This is a genomic window from Mucilaginibacter jinjuensis (genome assembly GCF_028596025.1).
GTDB lineage: Bacteria > Bacteroidota > Bacteroidia > Sphingobacteriales > Sphingobacteriaceae > Mucilaginibacter > Mucilaginibacter jinjuensis.
Genome location: NZ_CP117167.1, coordinates 4,381,395 through 4,400,183 on the forward strand (window position 1 = coordinate 4,381,395; position 18,789 = coordinate 4,400,183).

An 18,789-nucleotide genomic window follows, 5' to 3' on the forward strand; every position below is an offset into this window, starting at 1 on the left:
ATACTATGAACATCCTGCTCTCGCTTCAGCATATTAACGCCGCTATCCAAAACCAAAAAATATTAGATAATATCAGTTTAGAGATTAATCAAGGCCATCACTGGGCTATTATCGGCAAAAGTGGTTCGGGCAAAAGCGTGTTGCTGAAAGCGATGATCGGCAAGCAGGGAATCTCAGGCGGTAGTATTTCTTATCACTTTAAATCATCAGATGATCTTATCAATACTGGCGAACCATTGGCTTTGCAACGTATGGCTTTGATCGAGTCGCGCCATCATTTTAAGAATTTTTCTAATACATCTGATTTTTACTATCAGCAGCGATACAACTCTTCTGATTCGGAAGATGCCATGACAGTTGAGCAATATTTATCAGCCATCCTTGCCCACGTTACTGAAGAACATTATTGGACGCTGGAAAAAGCGGTAGACCGTCTTCGCCTCACTGATCTATACCAAAAGCAACTCATCAAGCTCTCCAACGGCGAAACTAAACGACTGCGAATTGCTGCGGCATTGGTGAAAAACCCTACCCTGTTATTGTTAGATCAACCTTTAACTGGCCTCGACGTAAACTCACGCCTGTATTTTAGTATATTATTGCAGGAAATTGCAGATTCGGGCGTGACTGTGATCATGGCAACATCGCCCAATGAAATCCCGGATATTATAAAAACTGTAGCTGTGCTGGAAGATGGCAAGCTAACCCAAACCCTTACCCCTGCCCAGGTTGCCGAACATAACTTTGCATGGGCAAGCAGTACGCCTGATGTTGATGAAGCAGAAATTGAATCGCTATTAAGTCTTACGGAGTACCCAACCTTCGACTGGATCATCAAAATGAATAATGTAAACGTGCGTTACGGTGACATACAGGTTTTGCACAACATAAACTGGCAGGTAAAGCAAGGCGAACGCTGGGCATTGCTTGGGCCAAATGGTGCGGGTAAATCAACCTTATTAAGTCTGGCCTATGGTGATAACCCACAGGCTTATGCCAATGATATTATTTTGTTCGATAAGAAACGTGGCACCGGCGAAAGCATCTGGGATATTAAACGTAAATGCGGCTTTGTATCACCCGAACTATACCAGTTTTTCCCGATGGATAATAGCTGTGCACAGGTGATAGAATCTGGGTTTTATGATACGCTGGGTTTGTTTCGCCAAAGTGAACCCAGCCGTGCAGCTATTGTATTACGTTGGATGAAGGTTTTTAATATCGAGAAATATGCCCGCCAGTTATTGAAGAATGTACCGGCAAGCGCGCAACGCCTTTGTCTGCTGGCCCGGGCACTGGTTAAGAACCCAACCCTGTTAATATTAGATGAACCGTGCCAGGGAATGGATGACCAGCAGCAACAGTTATTTAAGCATCTTGTGGATATCATTTGCAGTAAAAGCAACATCACTTTAATATATGTAACACATTACGCGCATGAGATACCTAATGCGGTTGATCATTACATTCACTTACAAAAAGGCGAGGTTGCACGGGTAGAAACAATTTAAAAATACCTGAAGCAACACTTATATTAAAAGAAATTTAAATTGCTAATAACAATGAGAAAGCTTTTATTAACAAGAGACAGCGTATCAATGGGTGACGATGTTGCAGATAATAGTTTAGAAATTGAGGTAAATGAAGATTGGAAAATTGGTGAAATACTTAATGAAGTATTGAGAATTAATTACCTGCCACAAATATGGGGAGGAAAAGCGACCTGGAGCGTTGCTTTTAACAGTCCACTTGCAATAATCGCTCAACAATGGAAAAGGCCAAAAATAATTAACTCCGATTTTCCTTATTCAAATACCAATAAATACAAGGATTTTAACCGGCTACATTTTACCTATCATACTCAAAAAGACCCTGATATAGTATATGAAAGTATGAGCAGGATTTGAACTACTTTATAATTTGCGACATTCCAGTGATTGAATATTAAAGTAATTGCCACTATCTTTGTTATATGAATACAGCTGATCTGTTACAACGCGCGTTGCAGTTTGATTTTTTGAGCCAGGAAGAAGGCGTTTATTTATATCACCACGCTTCCACGCCCGATTTAATGTACACCGCCAACGAACTGCGTAAAATACAGGTGCCGCATGGCAAAGTAACCTGGCAGATCGACCGTAACGTTAACACCACCAACGTTTGTATTGCTAACTGTAAGTTCTGTAACTTCTTCCGTCGCCCCGGCCACGAGGATAGCTACATTACCGATATCGAAACCTACAAACGCAAAATAGAAGAAACCTTTAAATACGGCGGCGACCAGCTTTTACTGCAAGGCGGCCACCACCCTGATCTGGGTCTCGCTTTTTATACCGATCTTTTTAAACAGCTGAAGGAACTTTATCCAACGCTGAAACTGCATTCTTTAGGCCCACCCGAAATTGCCCACGTTGCCAAACTGGAAAACATTAGCCATATCGACGTATTGCGCGCCATGAAAGAAGCAGGCTTAGATTCACTCCCAGGTGCAGGTGCTGAAATTTTGAACGACCGTGTACGTCGTTTAATTTCAAAAGGTAAATGTGGTGGTAAAGAATGGCTGGACGTAATGCGTGCCGCCCATCAACTGAACTTACCATCATCAGCCACCATGATGTTTGGCCACGTAGAAACCATCGAAGAACGCTTTGAGCATCTGGTATGGGTTCGCGAGGTACAGTCAGAAAAGCCGGAAGACCATTATGGTTTTACTGCGTTTATTCCATGGCCTTTCCAGGACGACGGTACTTTATTGCGTAAAGTACGCGGCATCACCAATAACGTAACCGGCGACGAGTATATCCGTATGATTGCCCTTTGCCGCATCATGCTGCCGAATATTAAAAACATCCAGGCATCGTGGTTAACTGTTGGTAAACAAGTTGCACAAATTTGTTTACACGCAGGCGCTAACGATTTTGGTTCGATCATGATCGAAGAGAACGTAGTATCAGCAGCAGGTGCACCTCACCGCTTCACCGCCAAAGGCATCCAGACTGCCATTGAAGAAGCCGGCTTTGAATCACAGCTTCGTAACCAGAAATATGAATGGCGTGAATTGCCTGCAGAGTTAGAAGAGCAGGTGATTGATTATTAAGACCTCTCCCCGGCCCTATCCAAAGGAGAGGGAGCTTGAAAAAACCATAACGTCATGCTGAACTTGTTTCAGCACCCCACGGGACAGGTAGCAGACTTTTAATATCTTAGACTTAGCATGTGGGATGCCGATCCCAACGATAGTCGGGACGGCATGACGGGCGTAGAGAAACATAGCCTAATGAAAACCCTCCAAGACCTCCTCCTGCTCGGCGATGCACGTCTTTATGAAGTTTGCGCTCCAATCCAACAATCCGAATTACATTTAGTAAAGGACTGGGTAGCTGATCTGGATAATGTGATGAAAGAAGTAAGGGTGAAGTATGGTTTCGGTCGTGCTATTGCTGCACCACAATTGGTATCATGAAACGGTTGATCTACATGAATATTGATAAACCCATTATTTTCATCAACCCCGAACTCACCGATTTAAGCGAAGGCCTTTTCGAACTATGTGATGATTGTATGAGCTTCCCTAACTTGCTGGTGAAAGTAAAACGACATCAATCCCTCACTATCAGATATCTTGATGAAAACTGGCAACCGCGGCAATGGAAATTGGAAAATGATTTATCTGAATTATTGCAACACGAGTATGATCATTTGGATGGGATACTTTGCACCATGCGTGCTGTGGATGAGAAGGCGTTTAAGTGGAGGTAGCTGGTTATTGGGTTAATTGTTATTGGGTTATTGGTTTTCCGAATTTGTCATTTCGAACGTATGTGAGAAATCTTATGCTTAACGATTGGCAAACCGTACAAGATTTCTCCTATCATCGAAATGACGAGACGATTAACCATACTGGCAATTACTCACTACTCACCATTAAATAAAAAAGGTCGGCTTCACTCTCGCAGTTCAACCCGACCCTACATCTACCTATGAAAAACATATCCTCTTGGAAGGACATATAGATATAGACAAAGGCTGTACCAATATGCCAAACATTGCCTAATAGGCAATAAACAATGTTTTTATAGGATAACATTTTCACACTGGGGAAAATATATCACTATTTATGGGATAAATTTCCCCACAATGAAAAAGGCGCCCCAACTGGAGCGCCTTTTTCACTTATATAGATTGGTTATTTATGATTTAATAAATGGCGATACAATAGCTAAAACAGATGCTTTATCTAAAGGTTCGTCAAATGCTTCAATGGCTGCTGTGATTGTAGTTTTACCACTTACTGCATTTAAAGTTGTAATATCAACCCCACCCTGCATAACATTATTCTCACCAGCATAAGATGCATTTACCGCAGCAATACCGGTATCATTTGATACAGTAGCACTACCCGAGATCCATGGTTTAATATTTACACCTTTTGAGGCACGCAGGTAGCGGATGGCTGATGCATGGCGTGCTTCAACTGCATGGATTTGCAAAGCTGCGGTTAACACAACCTGATTACCTAATAGGTTACCGGCCTGGCCTTTATAAGCGCGAACGCCTGTATCTTCAAATGTTTCGGCAACGGCCAGATAAGTGTTATAATTGGTTAGTACATCTGCAAAGGTACCTTTAGCTGTTAAGTCGAAACTTGGTGAAGTTACTGCTGCACTACCTAATACTGATTTTAAGAAAGCTACGTGTGCATTTTCGTGCCCGGCTACTGTAGTAAAATAACCTTTATCAGCGGCGGGGATTAAATTAGCTTGTGCTAAACCCTGGTTGTAAAAATATGCTTCCAGGTACTCCAGCGTTAAAGCAAAGTTTAAAACATCGTTTACACTTGATGTAGTTTGGCCATAAGCTCTTTTAAACAATGTGCTGAAAGCAAAAGGCAAAGCTGCAACAGCTACCTTGCTGCCAAAACTTGTTATATTTTTTATCGCGTCGCGGCGCGGGCTCATCCTGTCCTGAAACTCCGGATCAACCTGTTGTATTTCGTCTATTACGTTAAATAAATTCATGATTTCCCTGTTTTAAACCGATTAATAAATACCCAATGCTGGTGCTAAAATCTTTTTGCCCGATAAATAAGTGTTGGCAATAGGCACAACTTGTTGCGGCGATTTAGCGCCATCCAATCCGTTTGCGTCGATAACTGTGCTATCAGCAAATGAACCCGGAGCAATCAGGTTGCGGATCAATGAGGCGTGGCGTGCTTCAACCGAAACAATTTTACCGGCAAGAGCCAGGTAGTTAACATCCTTAATCATGTAACCTGCACCGTTGTAAGCCGATACGCCTAAGTCTTCAAATGCTTTTGCAGCACCTAAAACGCTGGTACGGTCAGAGAAATTGATTGAACTAAAATTGGGAGTTAAACCCGGGATAGCATTGCCACCAAGCGCAGCTTTAAAAAACTCGCGGTGTGCAACTTCGTGATCACGAATGTCGGTTAGTAATGCTTTTTCATAAGTGCTTTGGTTGGAATATGGTGTAGCTGCTACCTGTGTATAGAAAGCAGCCTCCAGTTGCTCCAATGCGTAAGCATAGTTTAAAATGGCAATATCGCCAGATCCCAAATCAACGTGGTCATTAACCACTGATGCTGCATGATCTTTAGAGCATGATGCCATGGTGAGTACTCCGGCCATTACTGCGGCCCCTGTACCTGCATAACGCAGAAACTGGCGCCTTGCCATTCCCTCGTTCTGTAGTTCTTGTGTAAGTGTTTTCATAGAAGTGATATATTAACTAATAATAAATTATTTATATGCTCTTGTTAATACACTACATACCGTAGATGGTTGGGCTTCGGATTTATAATTCGCAGAGCCAAAAGCGCTGGCAAACACACTGGTTGTAAAAAACGATGAATTGGAGATACTGACAGCTATTTGAGATTATGCAATATTTTCAGTTTGGAGAAGAGAAAGGATATGGCTATTGAAGTATACTAACAGATTTGTCATTTGGTTGTGCACCGGGAAGGTAAATAGTATAAGATTTCTCCTGTCGGTCGAAACGACAAGTTACCGCTGAGCAACAATTCACAACTCACTCATTCACTACTCACCATTAAATAAAAAAAGGTCGGCTTCACTCTCGCAGTTTACCCGACCCTACATCTACCTATGAAAAACATAATCCTTATGGAGGATTGAATATATATAGACAAAGCCTGTGCCATGGCGCTAAATCCTAATCAAGGGTTGTTTACACACCATTTGTAACGAACACGTTACACAAAGTGGGGAATTTTATACTCGTAATAGCCTAAAATTTCCACACAAAAAAGGCGAAGTATAAGCCGCCTTCATATTTTAATTTAATTATGATTAAGAAGCTATAAACGGAACCAATATATTTAAAACAGTGGCTTTATCTAATGGCTCATCAAATGCTTCAATTGCTGCGGTAATTGAGGTAGTACCGTTAACAGCATTTAAAGTAGTAATATCTATCCCATTTTGTACCGTATTATTTTCATTCGCGTACGAAGCATTTGATACAATAACACCTGTATCATTAAATACCGTACTGCTGCCCGAAATCCAGGGTTTAATATTTGCACCTCTTGAAGCACGCAGATAGCGGATAGCTGAGGCGTGGCGCCCTTCAACAGAATGAATTTGTAAGGCTGCTGTTAGCACAACCTGGTTGCCCAACAGGTTACCCATCTGGCCTTTATAGGCACGCACACCAGTATCCTCAAATATTTCAGCAACAAGCAGATAGGTATTGTAATTGGTTAATACATCGCCAAAAATGCCTTTAGCAGTTAGGTCAAACTTTGGCGATGCAATTGCGGCATTTCCCAAAATATTTTTCAAAAAAGCCACGTGTGCATTTTCGTGCCCGGCTATTGTGGTTATATAACTTTTATGAGCTACCGGGATTAAATTAGCTTGCGCTAAACCCTGGTTATAGAAATAAGCTTCAAGATATTCGAGCGTTAAAGCAAAGTTTAATACATCATTTACCGGGGTAGTATTTTGGCTATAGGCCTTTTTTAGTAAGGCACTAAAGGCAAACGGCAATGTAGCCATAGCTACCTTGCTGCCAAAGCTGGTTATATTTTTTATCGCGGCACGGCGAGGGCTGATCCTGTCTTCAAACTCTGCGTCAACCTCTTTTATCTCCTCTATTATGCCAAATAAATTCATTAATATTTTTGTTTAATAAATACCAAAAGCCGGTGCTAAAATCTTCTTTACACTTATAAAAGTATTAACAACAGGTATTACCTGCTGCGGCGATTGAGCAATATCCAACCCGTTTGTATCAATCACAGTATTATCTGCAAATGAGCCAACTGCAATCAGATTACGGATCAGTGATGCATGGCGTGCTTCAACAGAGGCAATTTTACTTGCAACAGCAAGGTAACTTGCATCCTTAATCATATAACCTGCACCGTTGTATGCTGATACCCCCAAGTCTTCAAATGATTTTGCTGCTGCTAAAACACTGGTACGGTCGGCAAAATTAATTGAACTAAAATCTATCGTTAATTTAGGGATGGCAATCCCTGCAAGGGCTGTTTTAAAAAATTCGCGGTGCGATACTTCATGATCGCGGATATCTGTTAACACAGATTTTTCATAAGCAGAAATGCTTGTATACGGCGATGCCACAACCTGGGTATAAAAGGCGGCTTCCAGTTGTTCTAAAGCATAAGCATAATTTAAAATGGCAACATCGCCGGTACCCAAATCAACGTGGTCATTATAAATATTTTGTTTAGAATTATCTTTAGAACATGAGGCGATAAGCGCTGCAGCAAATAGCGCAGTACCGGTACCTGCATATTGCAGAAACTGCCGTCGCGCCATTCCTTCGCTTTTTTTATCTCCTGTTGTTATTTTCATAAACGATAGAAGTTTAACTTTTAATTCCTGACTTACTTTTCCCGAAAAACCTGCGCTGAAAGCTACTTCTTACTATATTTACCCAGTGGAAAATATCGACCAATATTTAGAAGCATTGATATTTGCTTCAGAACAGAGCATCAGGTTAGAAGAACTTCAGTATTGCTTGCAAAGTGTTTTTAATGAAGACTTTAGCACAGACATCATCAACAAATCTATCAATAGCATACAGGCAAAATATGCCGACGAACGTTTCGCCATTGAATTGGTTAAGATAGGAAATGGTTATCAATTTCTCACTAAAAAGGCATATCATTTAGCAATTAATCAACTACAGCTGCAAAGGTCTAAGAAAAAGCTAAGCCAGGCCGCTATAGAAACGCTGGCAATTATTGCTTACCGGCAGCCTATTACTAAGGTAGAAATTGAGCAGATCCGCGGCGTGAACTGCGATTATACCGTGCAAAAATTACTGGAAAAAGAGTTGATTAGTATAGCCGGAAAATCTGACACTGTAGGCAAACCGATATTGTATGCTACCAGCCCCTTATTTATGGATTATTTTGGTATCAACAACATTAATGAGCTGCCGCAGATTAAAGAACTGGTTAATGAAAGTGACGCTATTGGCGACCAGACAGAATAATTTTTTCATTTTTTTATAAACAAGCAATTTTTTTATTTTTGAGAAACACTAAATTTGTACCTATAGGTAACAAAGAAGTAAATATTAGTTATCTTGCTTATACAATTACACCTTAAGTTTTAAGTGCAATGGCGACGCCCAAAAAACCCGAAAAAAACAATGCTGCATCTAAAAATACAGCACCTAACAAAGCCGAGAAACCAGCTGATCCAAAAGCTAAGAAAAGATCTTTGGATGATGATGACGATGATTTCGACGCATCTTATGACGATCTGGACTATGATCAGTTGCAAGATTTTGATGAGGACGACGACTATTAATATAGTTTAATAAATACTCATTTACAGGCATTCAGTTTTTTAGGAGCTGAGTGCTTTTTTTATTTTATACCTTTCGCTGTACTAATTTTTCTGCATGACTATTATCGAAGTTAACGACAAAACAACCCGTAAAGCCTTTTTAGATACAGCACGCCTAATTTATAAAGACGACCCCAATTGGGTTTGCCCGCTGGACAATGATATTGAGGCCACTTTCGATCCGCAAAAAAACAGCTTTTATAAGCATGGCAACGCCAATCGCTGGATCTTAAAAAACGATAGCGGAAAACTGATTGGCCGTGTTGCTGCCTTTATCAACGAAAAAAAAGCTTACGGCCATGAGCAGCCAACAGGCGGTATGGGTTTTTTTGAATGTATTGATGATCAGGAAGCAGCTAATAAACTGTTTGATACGGCAAAAGAATGGCTGCAAATAAACGGCATGCAAGCTATGGAAGGCCCTATTAATTTTGGTGAGAACGATAGTAACTGGGGTTTGCTTATTGATGGTTTTATCCCCCCATCTTACGGCATGAACTATCACCCACCCTATTACAAAGCACTTTTTGAGGCTTATGGCTTCACCACATCATACGAACAGATTACCAATAAACTGATTGTTTATGATGAATTCCCCGAGCGCTTTACCAAAATAGCCAACTGGGTTGCAAAAAAACAGGGCTATGAGTTTAAGCATCTCGAAGCATCGAAGATTGACCAATACGCTGCCGATTTTAAGGAAATTTACAACGATGCCTGGCAGGATTTCGAGAACTTTGTGCCTATTACACAAGATGCTATTCTGGATAGTTTCAGGCAGATGAAACCCATTATGGATGAGAACCTGATCTGGTTTGCGTACATTAATGGCGAACCAGCCTCGGCAGTGGTTATTTTACCGGATGCCAACCAGATGATCAAAGGCCTTAACGGGAAGTTGAACCTGATAGGCAAACTCAAATTTGCTTATAAACGTTGGAAAGGCGTTACCCACATGCGTGCTGTGGTGATGGGTACCAAACAAAAATTCCAGAACCACGGGCTCGAGTCGGCTATATTTATGAAGTTGAAGGCGTATGTGTACCCGCTTAACCAATACCAGGAACTGGAACTATCATGGGTGGGCGATTTTAATGAGAAGATGCTCTCCATGCACTATGCTATGGGGGCCACCGCCAGCAAAAGGCATGCAACCATGATCTATAAATTTTAAAACAAAAAATCCCGTTATGCTAAACATAACGGGCTTATAAATTATTTAATGGCCAACAAACAACTGGTGTCGCAAGTTATGCAGTTGCTTTTGACTGGCGTAATTCTTCAAATAATTCGATAACCTTTTTCTGCAGATCGATAACTTCGGTTTCACGATCCATCAATTTCTTGTTTACTGATTCAAGCTCGTTTGCGTATTTCGCTTCTCCCTCTGCATCGTTAAACGTTAGCAATTGAACCACTGACATCTCAAACAAATCAGCTATTTGCTCAAGGCGAGATAGATTGATGTCGGTAATACCGGTTTCAATTTTTGAAAAAGCAGGTATCGAGATATCTAACCTTTTTGCTACATCTTCCTGACTCCAACCTTTTTGGTGGCGTAATAATCTGATTTTTTTTCCCAGTGTTTTCATTTTTAAATTTAATTAAGGATAAAGGTTTCTCAATAGTTAATAAAGTTACAATTATATTTTCAAATAAATATTTATTTATCAAAATACTTTTTCAACACACTCTGTGTCAATACGTTTAGATCAATTCCACCGAAATTTCCTGAACTCATAAGCAATATACTACAGTCAACCGGCTCAAAGTTTTCGAACAGTGTAAGCAGTGATGCAGGCTGGTCAAAAAACACCAGATCATCCCGATGAAAAGCTTCTTTAACCCGCTCTGCCGGGTAAGGTTGCATTTTCTTTTGCTCGAAGGTTTTTTGGTCTATAAATACCACGGCCGTATCCGCCTCGTCCATGGTACCGGCGTATTCATTCAAAAAATCTGCATTTAAACTGCTGAATGTATGCAGCTCCATACAGGCCAGCAATTTACGGTTTGGAAACTGGGCCTTAACTGCCTGTATTGTAGCTTTAAGTTTCGACGGCGAGTGCGCGAAATCTTTATAAATACTTACATGATCATTTTTACCCAATAATTCCAGTCGCCTGGCCGCCCCCTTGAAGTCACTAATATACTGATAAAACTCATCAGTTTTAATATCAAACATACCGCAAACATATCTGGCAGCCTCAATATTTAATAAATTATGCTGCCCGAAAACGTTCAACGGGTACGTTTTGCCTTCATAAATAATATATGTTACACCATCTATAATACGGTGAGGAGGTAAATTATAACCTAACTTATTAATCTCAGAATCATCGGCCAGTACGGTTTCTTTCAGCACCTCATCTGTTTCACTATAAAACAGTGAGCCACCAACCGTAATGGTTTTCATAAAAATCCTGAACTGCTCTATATAACTATCAAACGTGGGGAATACGTTAACATGGTCCCAGGCTATGCCGCTTAGTACAGCAATATTGGCTTTATACAGGTGAAACTTTGGTCTGCGGTCAATAGGCGAAGCCAGGTACTCATCCCCTTCTATCACAATAATCGGGGCATCACTTAGCCCTACCATGGTATCAAATCCCTGCAATTGTGCGCCTACCAGGTAATCAAACCTTTTACCCGCAGCTTGTAATACATGCAGTATCATGGAGGTAATGGTGGTTTTGCCATGACTGCCCCCTATTACTACACGTAGTTTGTCTTTTGATTGTTCGTAAATATATTCCGGATAGGAGTATATCTTCAGCCCAAGTTCCTGCGCTTTTAGTAGTTCGGGATTGTCGATACGTGCATGCATCCCTAAAACAACGGCATCCAGATCGGTGCTTAATTTCTCGGGAAACCAACCTTGTTGAGCTGGCAACAAACCGTATTTAGCTAAACGCGAGGCAGATGGCTCGAATACAACATCGTCCGACCCGGTAATTTGGAAACCTTTTTTATGTAAAGCGATAGCCAGGTTATGCATCGCACTGCCACCAATGGCTATAAAATGTACTTTCATAGTTTAAACGTGTGCTAAATTAACATAAAATAAAAAATATTGATAACCTATCAGCACAGTTTATGCCCTATAATTAACTTTTTTCGAAAAAAAGTTAATTACTTGCCTCATTGTTTAAAACTTTCCTACATTTGTACTGTAATAATAAATATTACAGATGAACGCCAGGTTTCAAATAGCAACACATATCCTCACCCTGCTTTACCATTCGAATGGAGAGGTGCTCTCGTCTGATTATATTGCGGGTAGCGTAAATGCCAACCCGGCATTGATCAGAAAAGAGCTGGGTAACCTGCGTAAACGTGGTTTGGTTGAAAGTAAAGAGGGTAAAACCGGTGGCTACACGCTAAGTAAACCTGCCGAACAGATTACTTTAGCCGATGTTTATGCGGCCGTAAAATCAGCCTCTCCTTTCGGGCTGGCAAAAAACCAACCGTACCCCGACTGCCCTATTGGCAAACAAGTGAATAAACACATTGTTGATTTATACAATGATGTTGACCAAAACATAAGCAAACAACTCAATACTATTACTCTTGCCGATTTCGGTAAAAAATTCGTTTAAATTTTTTTTATATATAACTGTAACAAATTTAATTACAATTAAAACAACAAAAACATGAAAATTGCACTAATAGGCGCCACAGGCTTTGTAGGCACAAACGTTTTAAGAGAAGCCTTACACCGCGACCACACCGTTACCGCTATTGCACGTAACACTCAAAAAATTGAATTAGAAAATGCCAACTTAACCAAAGTTGCCCTTGACGTTTTAGATACCGACAAACTAGTTGAAGTTTTAGCCGGAAACGATATTGTGATCAGTGCGTACAACGCGGGCTGGACCAATCCCGATCTGTATAACGATTTTATTAAAGGATCTCAAGCTATCCAGACCGCAACCAAACAAGCCGGCGTAAAACGCCTGTTAGTTATTGGCGGTGCAGGCAGTTTATTTATTGACGGCCAGCAACTGGTTGATTCGCCACAATTCCCGGCCGAATGGAAAGCCGGTGCAACTGCAGCCCGCGATTATTTAACCGACCTAAGAAAAGAAGAAGAACTGGACTGGACTTTCTTAAGCCCTGCCATTGAACTACACCCTGGCGAGCGTACCGGTAAATACCGCATTGGTACAGAAAGCCCTGTATTTGATGAGAACGGAAAATGCAGTATCACTGCCGAGGATATGGCCATTGCTATTGTTGATGAAGCAGAGAACAAGCAATTTGCTAAACAGCGTTTTACTGTAGGATATTAATTACCATTCTCAATTTATTAAGCCATGCCAACATCTGGCATGGCTTAATACCTTATTCAATAATCGCCTATTACATTAATAGTAGGGCTATCTCCTTGTATCGATTTAATTTTTCCACGAAGTTCCACAGGGTCAAATCTGTCATAATAAACAATCTTCGTGTTGCCAATGTTTTTTACTTTGCCAACGTTATCCATATCAAACTTATCGTAATAAGTAACGTTAATATTGCCGATTGACTTAATCTTCCCCCTTAGTTCGGCAGCATCAAACCTATCATAGTAAGTAAAGTTTAATTTCCCTGCCTGCTTTAATTTACCGCGTAAAACATCATCATCAAACCTGTCGTAATAATCAAAACCAATATTATCAACAGATTTGGCCTTGCCTGTTTTCTCTACGCCGTCAAATTGATCGTAATAAGCAATCTGTGTATTATTAGTAGAATTATCGCCCTGAGTTTGAAATGATACACGCCCTTTTAAACTAATGTTTATCCATTTGTTACCGGCAAATAGTTCGACAGAAGATACGGAAGTACCATGCCCCGATACTGCAACATTAATAGCAGAAAGATTTTGAGATTTACCGTAAACGTTAATGCCCAGCATTATTACAGCTAATAAGATAAGTTTAAGTTTCATAGGATAAGTTGGTTAATTTAAACGTAAGATATTTAAAACCCAAATTGGTTTAATGTTGTAGAAAAATTAAAACCCTTCGCCCCGTAAAGTTGTTGCTAAAGTATCGTTCCAGAATTTATCTGGCATTTTAAAAGTGTTTACTTAACTAAAAACGTTATGAAAATTACTGAAGAACATACAGGGTATTCGCCATTGAGCTTTGCTACGGATTACAGTTTTAGCAATAACGATTTAGATAGCGTTGATCCGGATGAAAATGAAACCGGCATTGAAGATGAGGATGATTTGCATGAAGTACGTGTAGGTGATGATGTACGTGAACCCGACCCGGAAGAAGATTACTCAAAAGACCAAACACCATATAATGACGACGAACCCGATCCGGTACCGTCACCATCTTAACATAATCGAGGTTTGCATCACCAACCTATCTTATAATGGTAACAGAGCCCGAAATCCCTCTGCTTCCATCATTTAAATTGATGATGTAATAGTAAGTACCTACAGGTAGTGCATGGTTATTACGGCTTCCATCCCAGGGTATATTGTAACCAGCAGATTGGTAAACTATTGAACCATAACGATCATAAACACTAACATTATTATGTGCAAATGAGGATAAGCCAGGAATATCCCAAGTATCATTAACACCATCATTATTAGGTGTAAAAGTATTGGGCGGAATAATATCCTTAACCGTTTTAACTTTAACCAAAATAAGGTTTGACTGTACAAAAGGGTTAATTATACACATGTTGAATAAAGGCACGTCGATATAACAGCTTACCACATCATTATCAGCTAACGTTGATGTAGTAAATACAGGGCTGTTGTTACCCGTACTACGCCCGTTTATATACCAATCATAAATTATCTGGTTTACAATATTACCTGATGGGGTAGCCTTAAAAGTAACTGGGGTGCCTGCGTAAATTATGCCGGCCTGCGTGCGGGCAATGCTCACACTAATTGTTGTTATTGGGCGTACTAAACCTGTTATCTCGGCGGATACATCAGACATCATTGGTACGCAACCATCGTTATTGGTAACAACACATGTTACAACATCTCCTGTTTTAAACGAGCTGCTGATATAAACATCGCTGTTATCTCCAACATTTTGCCCGTTAAGCTTCCACTGGTAAGTTGGGTTATTACCCGCAGCTAACCCTTTCGCTATAAATTTAAGTTCTTCACCTTCGCAAGAGTTGATATCAGCGGGATTTACTATGATTCCTGGCTGAGGTAAATTATTAACAATCAATAATTGTGTTTGGGGTTCTGCTGCTATATATAAGTCGTTACCGGCCTGCGAGGCTGTAATTATTGTTGTACCGGCTCGTATCACATGGATTATACCTGCAGTAGTAACCGTAGCAACAGCAGGGTTGCTGCTCGCATAGGTAATTGGGAGTACCGTGCCATTACTTCTGGCACCTGCGGCAAAATCGGTGCTGCAAATTGATTTTTGCTGAAGGGGTGGAAATACGATGTACTGCCCCTTTGTTGGATCGATGATGGCTGTATGCGGCCGGGCTGATAATATATTTGAGCAGGAAATTAATAAGGCAATAAATAAGATGGCAAAATGCTTCGAACAATAACAGAACTTCATTTTATTTAAGCAGAATAGGACAGGTTTTTATCTGCCGAAAACTAAGCCTTTTCGCCTGATTTATAACATCATCAAATAGATAGATTGTTGTAAAGGGAATGTTAAATACAAGAGACTAACAACAAAAAAGGCTCCTGAATCAGGAGCCTTGATATTATGCCTTAACAAACCGGGCGGCAACCCAGTCTTTCATTTTTTTATGTTCGATGTAGTTCATGCCATGTTTGCCAGCCTCTTCTTTGATAATATCCAGATCGGGGCTTTCATAGAAACCGCTGAAGTAGATCTCGCCTTCTTGCTTTAATACTTCGCCGTAGCGCTTCATCTGGTCGAGCAGGATATTGCGGTTAATATTGGCCAATATGGTATCAAATTTGGCATCAGGGATCACATCTTTAGAGCCGCAAACTGCTAAGATATTATCTGCTTTGTTAAGCTTCGAGTTTTCGACAGTACTTTCGTAACTGAGCGGATCGTAATCTATCGCAACAACTTCAGATGCGCCAACTTTAGAAGCCAGTATTGCCAAGATACCTGTACCGCAGCCCATGTCTAAAACATACTTTCCTGCCAGATCAGCCTCCAGTATGTGAGCCATCATCATGGTAGTAGTTTCGTGGTGGCCGGTACCGAAGGCCATCTTTGGATCAATCACAATCTCGTAAGGATAGGCGGGATCTGTAGGATGAAAGGTTGCCCTTACACGCACTTTTTCGCCAACCTGCATCGGCTGGAAGTTACTCTCCCACTCCTCGTTCCAGTTTTTTTGCGGGATCAGGTTTACCTCGTATGTGAAGGTAAACATGTCGTCATATTCGCTCAGGGCTTCATCAACCTGGTATTTATCAAAACTTTCTGCCGGTGTATAGGCTTTAAACCCTGTTTCAGTTTCTTCGAAAGTATCGAAACCCAAACCACCCAACGCATCTATCAGTAAATCCTGCTGATAGTCTTCCCCATCTGTAAGGGTAAATACAAGTTCGTAATAGTTCATAATCTTAGATTTGAGTATGGAGATGAGAGATAGGGGCAAATCCAACATCGCAACAAATATCTCAATACTTAAAGCTACATCAAACTTAATTCGCGTTTTTTATGATACAGCCTGTCAAACAGATATAAAGTAATCAGATTAAAAAACCAGTAAAGAGCCTTCACAAGTTAATGCGTCATCGAATAAGTTTCACAAGTTAATGCGTCATCGAATAAGTTGTTGGTGACAACACCAACAACGGCGCGTCAACAGCACGAAAAAAAATATGAGTATCAAAATGAACCGAAGCACATCTCAATACCCACATCTCAAATCTAACAATTAATTAAATACCTTAACGATATCTAAAAAGTCGCGGGATTTTAATGATGCACCACCGATAAGGCCACCATCAATATCAGCTTGTTCAAATAATTCCTGTGCGTTTTTAGGGTTACAGCTACCACCGTAAAGGATGGTAGTATCATCGGCAACAGTTTGGTTGTATTGGTTTGCAATTTCCTCGCGGATAAAAGCATGAACCTCTTGCGCCTGTGCAGCAGTAGCAGTTTTACCAGTACCAATAGCCCAAACCGGCTCGTAAGCTAAAACAACCTGTGCAAATTGCTCGGCCGATAAATGAAATACACCTTCAACCAGTTGCTTTTTAATCACATCGAAGTGTACTTCTGTTTCGCGCTCATCTAAAGTTTCGCCGATACAAAAAATTGGTTTTAAACCATTTTTAAGTGCTGTATCAGTTTTAGCAGCCAACAGTTCATTGCTTTCGCCAAAATACTGGCGGCGCTCTGAGTGGCCCAGGATCACATACTCTGCACCGGTTGATTTAACCATTTTAGCAGAAGTTTCACCTGTATAAGCACCGCTCTCGGCCTGGTGTGCGTTTTGTGCGCCGATAGTAACTTTATCATAACCTTTTGCCAGTTGTGCCAGGCTATGTAAATGAATAAACGGACTGCAAATAACAGCGGTTTGAGTACCTGTTATCTCGTCTTTTACCATGTTTACTATTTCCGAAAATAATGACAGACCTTCGTTATAATCGAGGTTCATTTTCCAGTTGCCGGCAACAATTTTCTTTCTCATTTCTTTTTTTATTGAGTGTGTTATATTTATTTTTCAAGTACCCGCTATTTCATCCGGGCATTTCTGTAATCTGCAGTTAATTCAAATACGTACGCTAAAATATCCTGCTCCACCTGGTCAAAGCTTCTGTGTTCACGGCGGTCAAAAACCTTTTGCGTGGTTTCCAGCATTTTATTAAGGCTGTAAACTTCAAAACCGCTGGCCCCTCCCCAGCTAAAATCCGGGATAAAATTATGCGGGTAACCGGCACCAAAAACATTGGCGCTAACGCCTACTACCGTACCTGTATTAAACATGGTATTAATACCACACTTGGCATGGTCGGCCATAATTAAGCCGCAAAATTGCAGACCGGTTTTACGGAAGTGCTCTGTAGTATAATCCCACAGTTTTACTTCGGCATAGTTATTTTTGAGGTTCGAGTTATTACTGTCGGCACCTATGTTGCACCACTCGCCCATTACAGAATTACCCAGATAACCTTCGTGCCCTTTTGATGAGTATCCCCAGATAATTGAGTTATTAATTTCGCCCCCAACGCGGCTGAATGGACCAATAGTGGTTGCACCATAAATTTTAGCACCCATTTTAACCTGCGAGTTATCGCACAAAGCAAATGCCCCGCGTATATGCGTCCCTTCCCAAACATCGGCGTTATTACCCAGGTATATCGGTCCGTTCTTGGTATTAAAGGTCGAGCATTCTGCCGTGGCGCTATCCTCAGCAAAAAAATCCTCACCTATAATAGTATTGGTGGTGCTGATGGTAGCGCTGGTACGGCCTTTGGTTAACAGTTGAAAATCCTTCCGCAGTTCAATATCGTTCTTACGAAAAATTTCTTCAGGATGTGTGATAGATACCGGTGTATGCGTATGATCAACCGTACGGCCAAAATCCTGATCGACATTAAAACTCTTTGCATCGGTGCTGTTTAGTTTAACAGCAACCAGCAGACCGTTGTATTTTAAAGCTTCACCGTTTTGCAATTTATCGATGGACTCGAGCAAATACTCATCGGGACAGAAAGAGCCGTTGATGAAAATATTTTCTTCTGAAATCTCTATCGGAAATTTAGCCTGAAGGTAATCACGTGTATGGTATGAGTAACCGGTATTTAAATATTTAGCCCACTTTTCTGCAATGGTTAATATACCAATGCGCAGGTTGGCAACCGGACGCGTGTACGTTAATGGAAGTAGTGTTTGTGATGCGTTATCGTCGAATAAGATAATTGCCATTGCGCAAAAATAAAAAAGTCCCCCGTAGTACGGGGGACTTTCTAATA

22 protein-coding genes are annotated in these 18,789 nt (G+C 40.7%); 11 read left to right on the forward strand and 11 right to left on the reverse strand.

What is annotated here, in order from left to right; genetic code table 11:
* Window positions 1-5: 5 nt before the first annotated feature.
* The 5 genes from PQO05_RS18990 to PQO05_RS19010 all read left to right on the forward strand — a co-directional run bounded on the left by PQO05_RS18990 (window position 6) and on the right by PQO05_RS19010 (window position 3,759).
* Entirely contained in the window at window positions 6-1,511 is a 1,506-nt protein-coding gene (locus PQO05_RS18990) for an ATP-binding cassette domain-containing protein (RefSeq protein WP_273629016.1), read from the forward strand.
* 51 nt (window positions 1,512-1,562) lie between these two features.
* Entirely contained in the window at window positions 1,563-1,907 is a 345-nt protein-coding gene (locus tag PQO05_RS18995; protein ID WP_273629017.1) for a hypothetical protein, read from the forward strand.
* A 65-nt stretch (window positions 1,908-1,972) separates the two neighbouring features.
* The gene (locus PQO05_RS19000) at window positions 1,973-3,097 is read left to right on the forward strand and encodes a CofH family radical SAM protein (protein ID WP_273629018.1); all 1,125 of its coding nucleotides are present in this window, start codon (window positions 1,973-1,975) and stop codon (window positions 3,095-3,097) included.
* 180 nt (window positions 3,098-3,277) lie between these two features.
* Window positions 3,278-3,463, forward strand: coding sequence for a peptide deformylase (locus PQO05_RS19005; protein ID WP_273629019.1), 186 nt, complete (start codon window positions 3,278-3,280; stop codon window positions 3,461-3,463).
* On the forward strand, window positions 3,460-3,759 hold the full coding sequence (locus tag PQO05_RS19010; RefSeq protein WP_273629020.1) for a peptide deformylase: 300 nt from the start codon (window positions 3,460-3,462) through the stop codon (window positions 3,757-3,759). The genes PQO05_RS19005 and PQO05_RS19010 overlap by 4 nt, the downstream gene beginning before the upstream one ends.
* Window positions 3,760-4,190: 431 nt before the next feature.
* On the opposite strand, the gene PQO05_RS19015 is transcribed toward PQO05_RS19010, so the two are convergent.
* The 4 genes from PQO05_RS19015 to PQO05_RS19030 all read right to left on the reverse strand — a co-directional run bounded on the left by PQO05_RS19015 (window position 4,191) and on the right by PQO05_RS19030 (window position 7,865).
* Window positions 4,191-5,018, reverse strand: coding sequence for a ferritin-like domain-containing protein (locus tag PQO05_RS19015; protein ID WP_273629021.1), 828 nt, complete (start codon window positions 5,016-5,018; stop codon window positions 4,191-4,193).
* A 21-nt stretch (window positions 5,019-5,039) separates the two neighbouring features.
* A complete protein-coding gene (locus PQO05_RS19020; protein ID WP_273629022.1) occupies window positions 5,040-5,732 on the reverse strand; it encodes a ferritin-like domain-containing protein in 693 nt (230 codons plus the stop codon).
* Between the two features lie 600 nt (window positions 5,733-6,332).
* Window positions 6,333-7,160, reverse strand: coding sequence for a ferritin-like domain-containing protein (locus PQO05_RS19025; protein ID WP_273629023.1), 828 nt, complete (start codon window positions 7,158-7,160; stop codon window positions 6,333-6,335).
* Window positions 7,161-7,172: 12 nt separating this feature from the next.
* Window positions 7,173-7,865: a ferritin-like domain-containing protein gene (locus PQO05_RS19030; RefSeq protein ID WP_273629024.1), complete on the reverse strand. Its 693-nt coding sequence runs from the start codon at window positions 7,863-7,865 to the stop codon at window positions 7,173-7,175.
* A gap of 85 nt (window positions 7,866-7,950) precedes the next feature.
* On the opposite strand from PQO05_RS19030, the gene scpB reads away from it, so the two are divergent.
* From scpB to PQO05_RS19045, 3 genes are all read left to right on the forward strand, one after another.
* Window positions 7,951-8,511, forward strand: coding sequence for an SMC-Scp complex subunit ScpB (gene scpB, locus PQO05_RS19035; protein ID WP_273629025.1), 561 nt, complete (start codon window positions 7,951-7,953; stop codon window positions 8,509-8,511).
* Window positions 8,512-8,639: 128 nt separating this feature from the next.
* Window positions 8,640-8,831 carry a hypothetical protein gene (locus PQO05_RS19040; RefSeq protein ID WP_273629026.1) on the forward strand — a complete coding sequence of 64 codons (192 nt, stop codon included), beginning with the start codon at window positions 8,640-8,642 and terminating at the stop codon, window positions 8,829-8,831.
* A 94-nt stretch (window positions 8,832-8,925) separates the two neighbouring features.
* The gene (locus PQO05_RS19045) at window positions 8,926-10,044 is read left to right on the forward strand and encodes a GNAT family N-acetyltransferase (RefSeq protein WP_273629027.1); all 1,119 of its coding nucleotides are present in this window, start codon (window positions 8,926-8,928) and stop codon (window positions 10,042-10,044) included.
* Between the two features lie 76 nt (window positions 10,045-10,120).
* Here the strand turns inward: PQO05_RS19045 and PQO05_RS19050 are convergent, their stop codons facing one another.
* Both PQO05_RS19050 and PQO05_RS19055 read right to left on the reverse strand, forming a co-directional pair.
* Complete coding sequence (locus PQO05_RS19050; RefSeq protein WP_273629028.1) at window positions 10,121-10,462, reverse strand: helix-turn-helix domain-containing protein; 342 nt, start codon at window positions 10,460-10,462, stop codon at window positions 10,121-10,123.
* A 71-nt stretch (window positions 10,463-10,533) separates the two neighbouring features.
* Window positions 10,534-11,904 carry a UDP-N-acetylmuramate--L-alanine ligase gene (locus PQO05_RS19055; RefSeq protein WP_273629029.1) on the reverse strand — a complete coding sequence of 457 codons (1,371 nt, stop codon included), beginning with the start codon at window positions 11,902-11,904 and terminating at the stop codon, window positions 10,534-10,536.
* Between the two features lie 157 nt (window positions 11,905-12,061).
* On the opposite strand from PQO05_RS19055, the gene PQO05_RS19060 reads away from it, so the two are divergent.
* Window positions 12,062-12,469, forward strand: a complete 408-nt coding sequence (locus PQO05_RS19060) for an Rrf2 family transcriptional regulator (RefSeq protein WP_273629030.1) — start codon at window positions 12,062-12,064, stop codon at window positions 12,467-12,469.
* A gap of 54 nt (window positions 12,470-12,523) precedes the next feature.
* Entirely contained in the window at window positions 12,524-13,165 is a 642-nt protein-coding gene (locus PQO05_RS19065) for an NAD(P)-dependent oxidoreductase (RefSeq protein ID WP_273629031.1), read from the forward strand.
* Window positions 13,166-13,221: 56 nt separating this feature from the next.
* On the opposite strand, the gene PQO05_RS19070 is transcribed toward PQO05_RS19065, so the two are convergent.
* The gene (locus PQO05_RS19070) at window positions 13,222-13,809 is read right to left on the reverse strand and encodes a hypothetical protein (RefSeq protein WP_273629032.1); all 588 of its coding nucleotides are present in this window, start codon (window positions 13,807-13,809) and stop codon (window positions 13,222-13,224) included.
* A 156-nt stretch (window positions 13,810-13,965) separates the two neighbouring features.
* Between PQO05_RS19070 and PQO05_RS19075 the strand changes: the two genes are divergently transcribed.
* Complete coding sequence (locus tag PQO05_RS19075) at window positions 13,966-14,211, forward strand: hypothetical protein (protein WP_273629033.1); 246 nt, start codon at window positions 13,966-13,968, stop codon at window positions 14,209-14,211.
* A gap of 25 nt (window positions 14,212-14,236) precedes the next feature.
* On the opposite strand, the gene PQO05_RS19080 is transcribed toward PQO05_RS19075, so the two are convergent.
* From PQO05_RS19080 to PQO05_RS19095, 4 genes are all read right to left on the reverse strand, one after another.
* Window positions 14,237-15,424 carry a T9SS type B sorting domain-containing protein gene (locus PQO05_RS19080; protein ID WP_273629034.1) on the reverse strand — a complete coding sequence of 396 codons (1,188 nt, stop codon included), beginning with the start codon at window positions 15,422-15,424 and terminating at the stop codon, window positions 14,237-14,239.
* A gap of 154 nt (window positions 15,425-15,578) precedes the next feature.
* Window positions 15,579-16,418: a 50S ribosomal protein L11 methyltransferase gene (gene prmA, locus PQO05_RS19085; RefSeq protein WP_273629035.1), complete on the reverse strand. Its 840-nt coding sequence runs from the start codon at window positions 16,416-16,418 to the stop codon at window positions 15,579-15,581.
* 321 nt (window positions 16,419-16,739) lie between these two features.
* On the reverse strand, window positions 16,740-17,504 hold the full coding sequence (gene tpiA, locus PQO05_RS19090) for a triose-phosphate isomerase (RefSeq protein WP_273629036.1): 765 nt from the start codon (window positions 17,502-17,504) through the stop codon (window positions 16,740-16,742).
* A gap of 44 nt (window positions 17,505-17,548) precedes the next feature.
* Entirely contained in the window at window positions 17,549-18,742 is a 1,194-nt protein-coding gene (locus tag PQO05_RS19095; protein WP_273629037.1) for a putative sugar nucleotidyl transferase, read from the reverse strand.
* Between the last annotated feature and the right edge of the window lie 47 nt (window positions 18,743-18,789).

What these genes read in the sequence shown, in the direction of transcription:
- PQO05_RS19095 (WP_273629037.1), bottom strand. Translation starts at nt 18,742, where the DNA reads ATGGCAATTATCTTATTCGACGATAACGCATCACAAACACTACTTCCA.
- PQO05_RS19020 (WP_273629022.1), bottom strand. Translation starts at nt 5,732, where the DNA reads ATGAAAACACTTACACAAGAACTACAGAACGAGGGAATGGCAAGGCGC.
- PQO05_RS19060 (WP_273629030.1), top strand. Translation starts at nt 12,062, where the DNA reads ATGAACGCCAGGTTTCAAATAGCAACACATATCCTCACCCTGCTTTAC.
- PQO05_RS19030 (WP_273629024.1), bottom strand. Translation starts at nt 7,865, where the DNA reads ATGAAAATAACAACAGGAGATAAAAAAAGCGAAGGAATGGCGCGACGG.
- PQO05_RS19070 (WP_273629032.1), bottom strand. Translation starts at nt 13,809, where the DNA reads ATGAAACTTAAACTTATCTTATTAGCTGTAATAATGCTGGGCATTAAC.
- PQO05_RS19045 (WP_273629027.1), top strand. Translation starts at nt 8,926, where the DNA reads ATGACTATTATCGAAGTTAACGACAAAACAACCCGTAAAGCCTTTTTA.
- PQO05_RS19065 (WP_273629031.1), top strand. Translation starts at nt 12,524, where the DNA reads ATGAAAATTGCACTAATAGGCGCCACAGGCTTTGTAGGCACAAACGTT.
- PQO05_RS19080 (WP_273629034.1), bottom strand. Translation starts at nt 15,424, where the DNA reads ATGAAGTTCTGTTATTGTTCGAAGCATTTTGCCATCTTATTTATTGCC.
- PQO05_RS18990 (WP_273629016.1), top strand. Translation starts at nt 6, where the DNA reads ATGAACATCCTGCTCTCGCTTCAGCATATTAACGCCGCTATCCAAAAC.
- PQO05_RS19005 (WP_273629019.1), top strand. Translation starts at nt 3,278, where the DNA reads ATGAAAACCCTCCAAGACCTCCTCCTGCTCGGCGATGCACGTCTTTAT.
- PQO05_RS19075 (WP_273629033.1), top strand. Translation starts at nt 13,966, where the DNA reads ATGAAAATTACTGAAGAACATACAGGGTATTCGCCATTGAGCTTTGCT.
- PQO05_RS18995 (WP_273629017.1), top strand. Translation starts at nt 1,563, where the DNA reads ATGAGAAAGCTTTTATTAACAAGAGACAGCGTATCAATGGGTGACGAT.
- PQO05_RS19025 (WP_273629023.1), bottom strand. Translation starts at nt 7,160, where the DNA reads ATGAATTTATTTGGCATAATAGAGGAGATAAAAGAGGTTGACGCAGAG.
- PQO05_RS19010 (WP_273629020.1), top strand. Translation starts at nt 3,460, where the DNA reads ATGAAACGGTTGATCTACATGAATATTGATAAACCCATTATTTTCATC.
- PQO05_RS19040 (WP_273629026.1), top strand. Translation starts at nt 8,640, where the DNA reads ATGGCGACGCCCAAAAAACCCGAAAAAAACAATGCTGCATCTAAAAAT.
- PQO05_RS19015 (WP_273629021.1), bottom strand. Translation starts at nt 5,018, where the DNA reads ATGAATTTATTTAACGTAATAGACGAAATACAACAGGTTGATCCGGAG.
- PQO05_RS19055 (WP_273629029.1), bottom strand. Translation starts at nt 11,904, where the DNA reads ATGAAAGTACATTTTATAGCCATTGGTGGCAGTGCGATGCATAACCTG.
- PQO05_RS19050 (WP_273629028.1), bottom strand. Translation starts at nt 10,462, where the DNA reads ATGAAAACACTGGGAAAAAAAATCAGATTATTACGCCACCAAAAAGGT.
- tpiA (WP_273629036.1), bottom strand. Translation starts at nt 17,504, where the DNA reads ATGAGAAAGAAAATTGTTGCCGGCAACTGGAAAATGAACCTCGATTAT.
- PQO05_RS19000 (WP_273629018.1), top strand. Translation starts at nt 1,973, where the DNA reads ATGAATACAGCTGATCTGTTACAACGCGCGTTGCAGTTTGATTTTTTG.
- prmA (WP_273629035.1), bottom strand. Translation starts at nt 16,418, where the DNA reads ATGAACTATTACGAACTTGTATTTACCCTTACAGATGGGGAAGACTAT.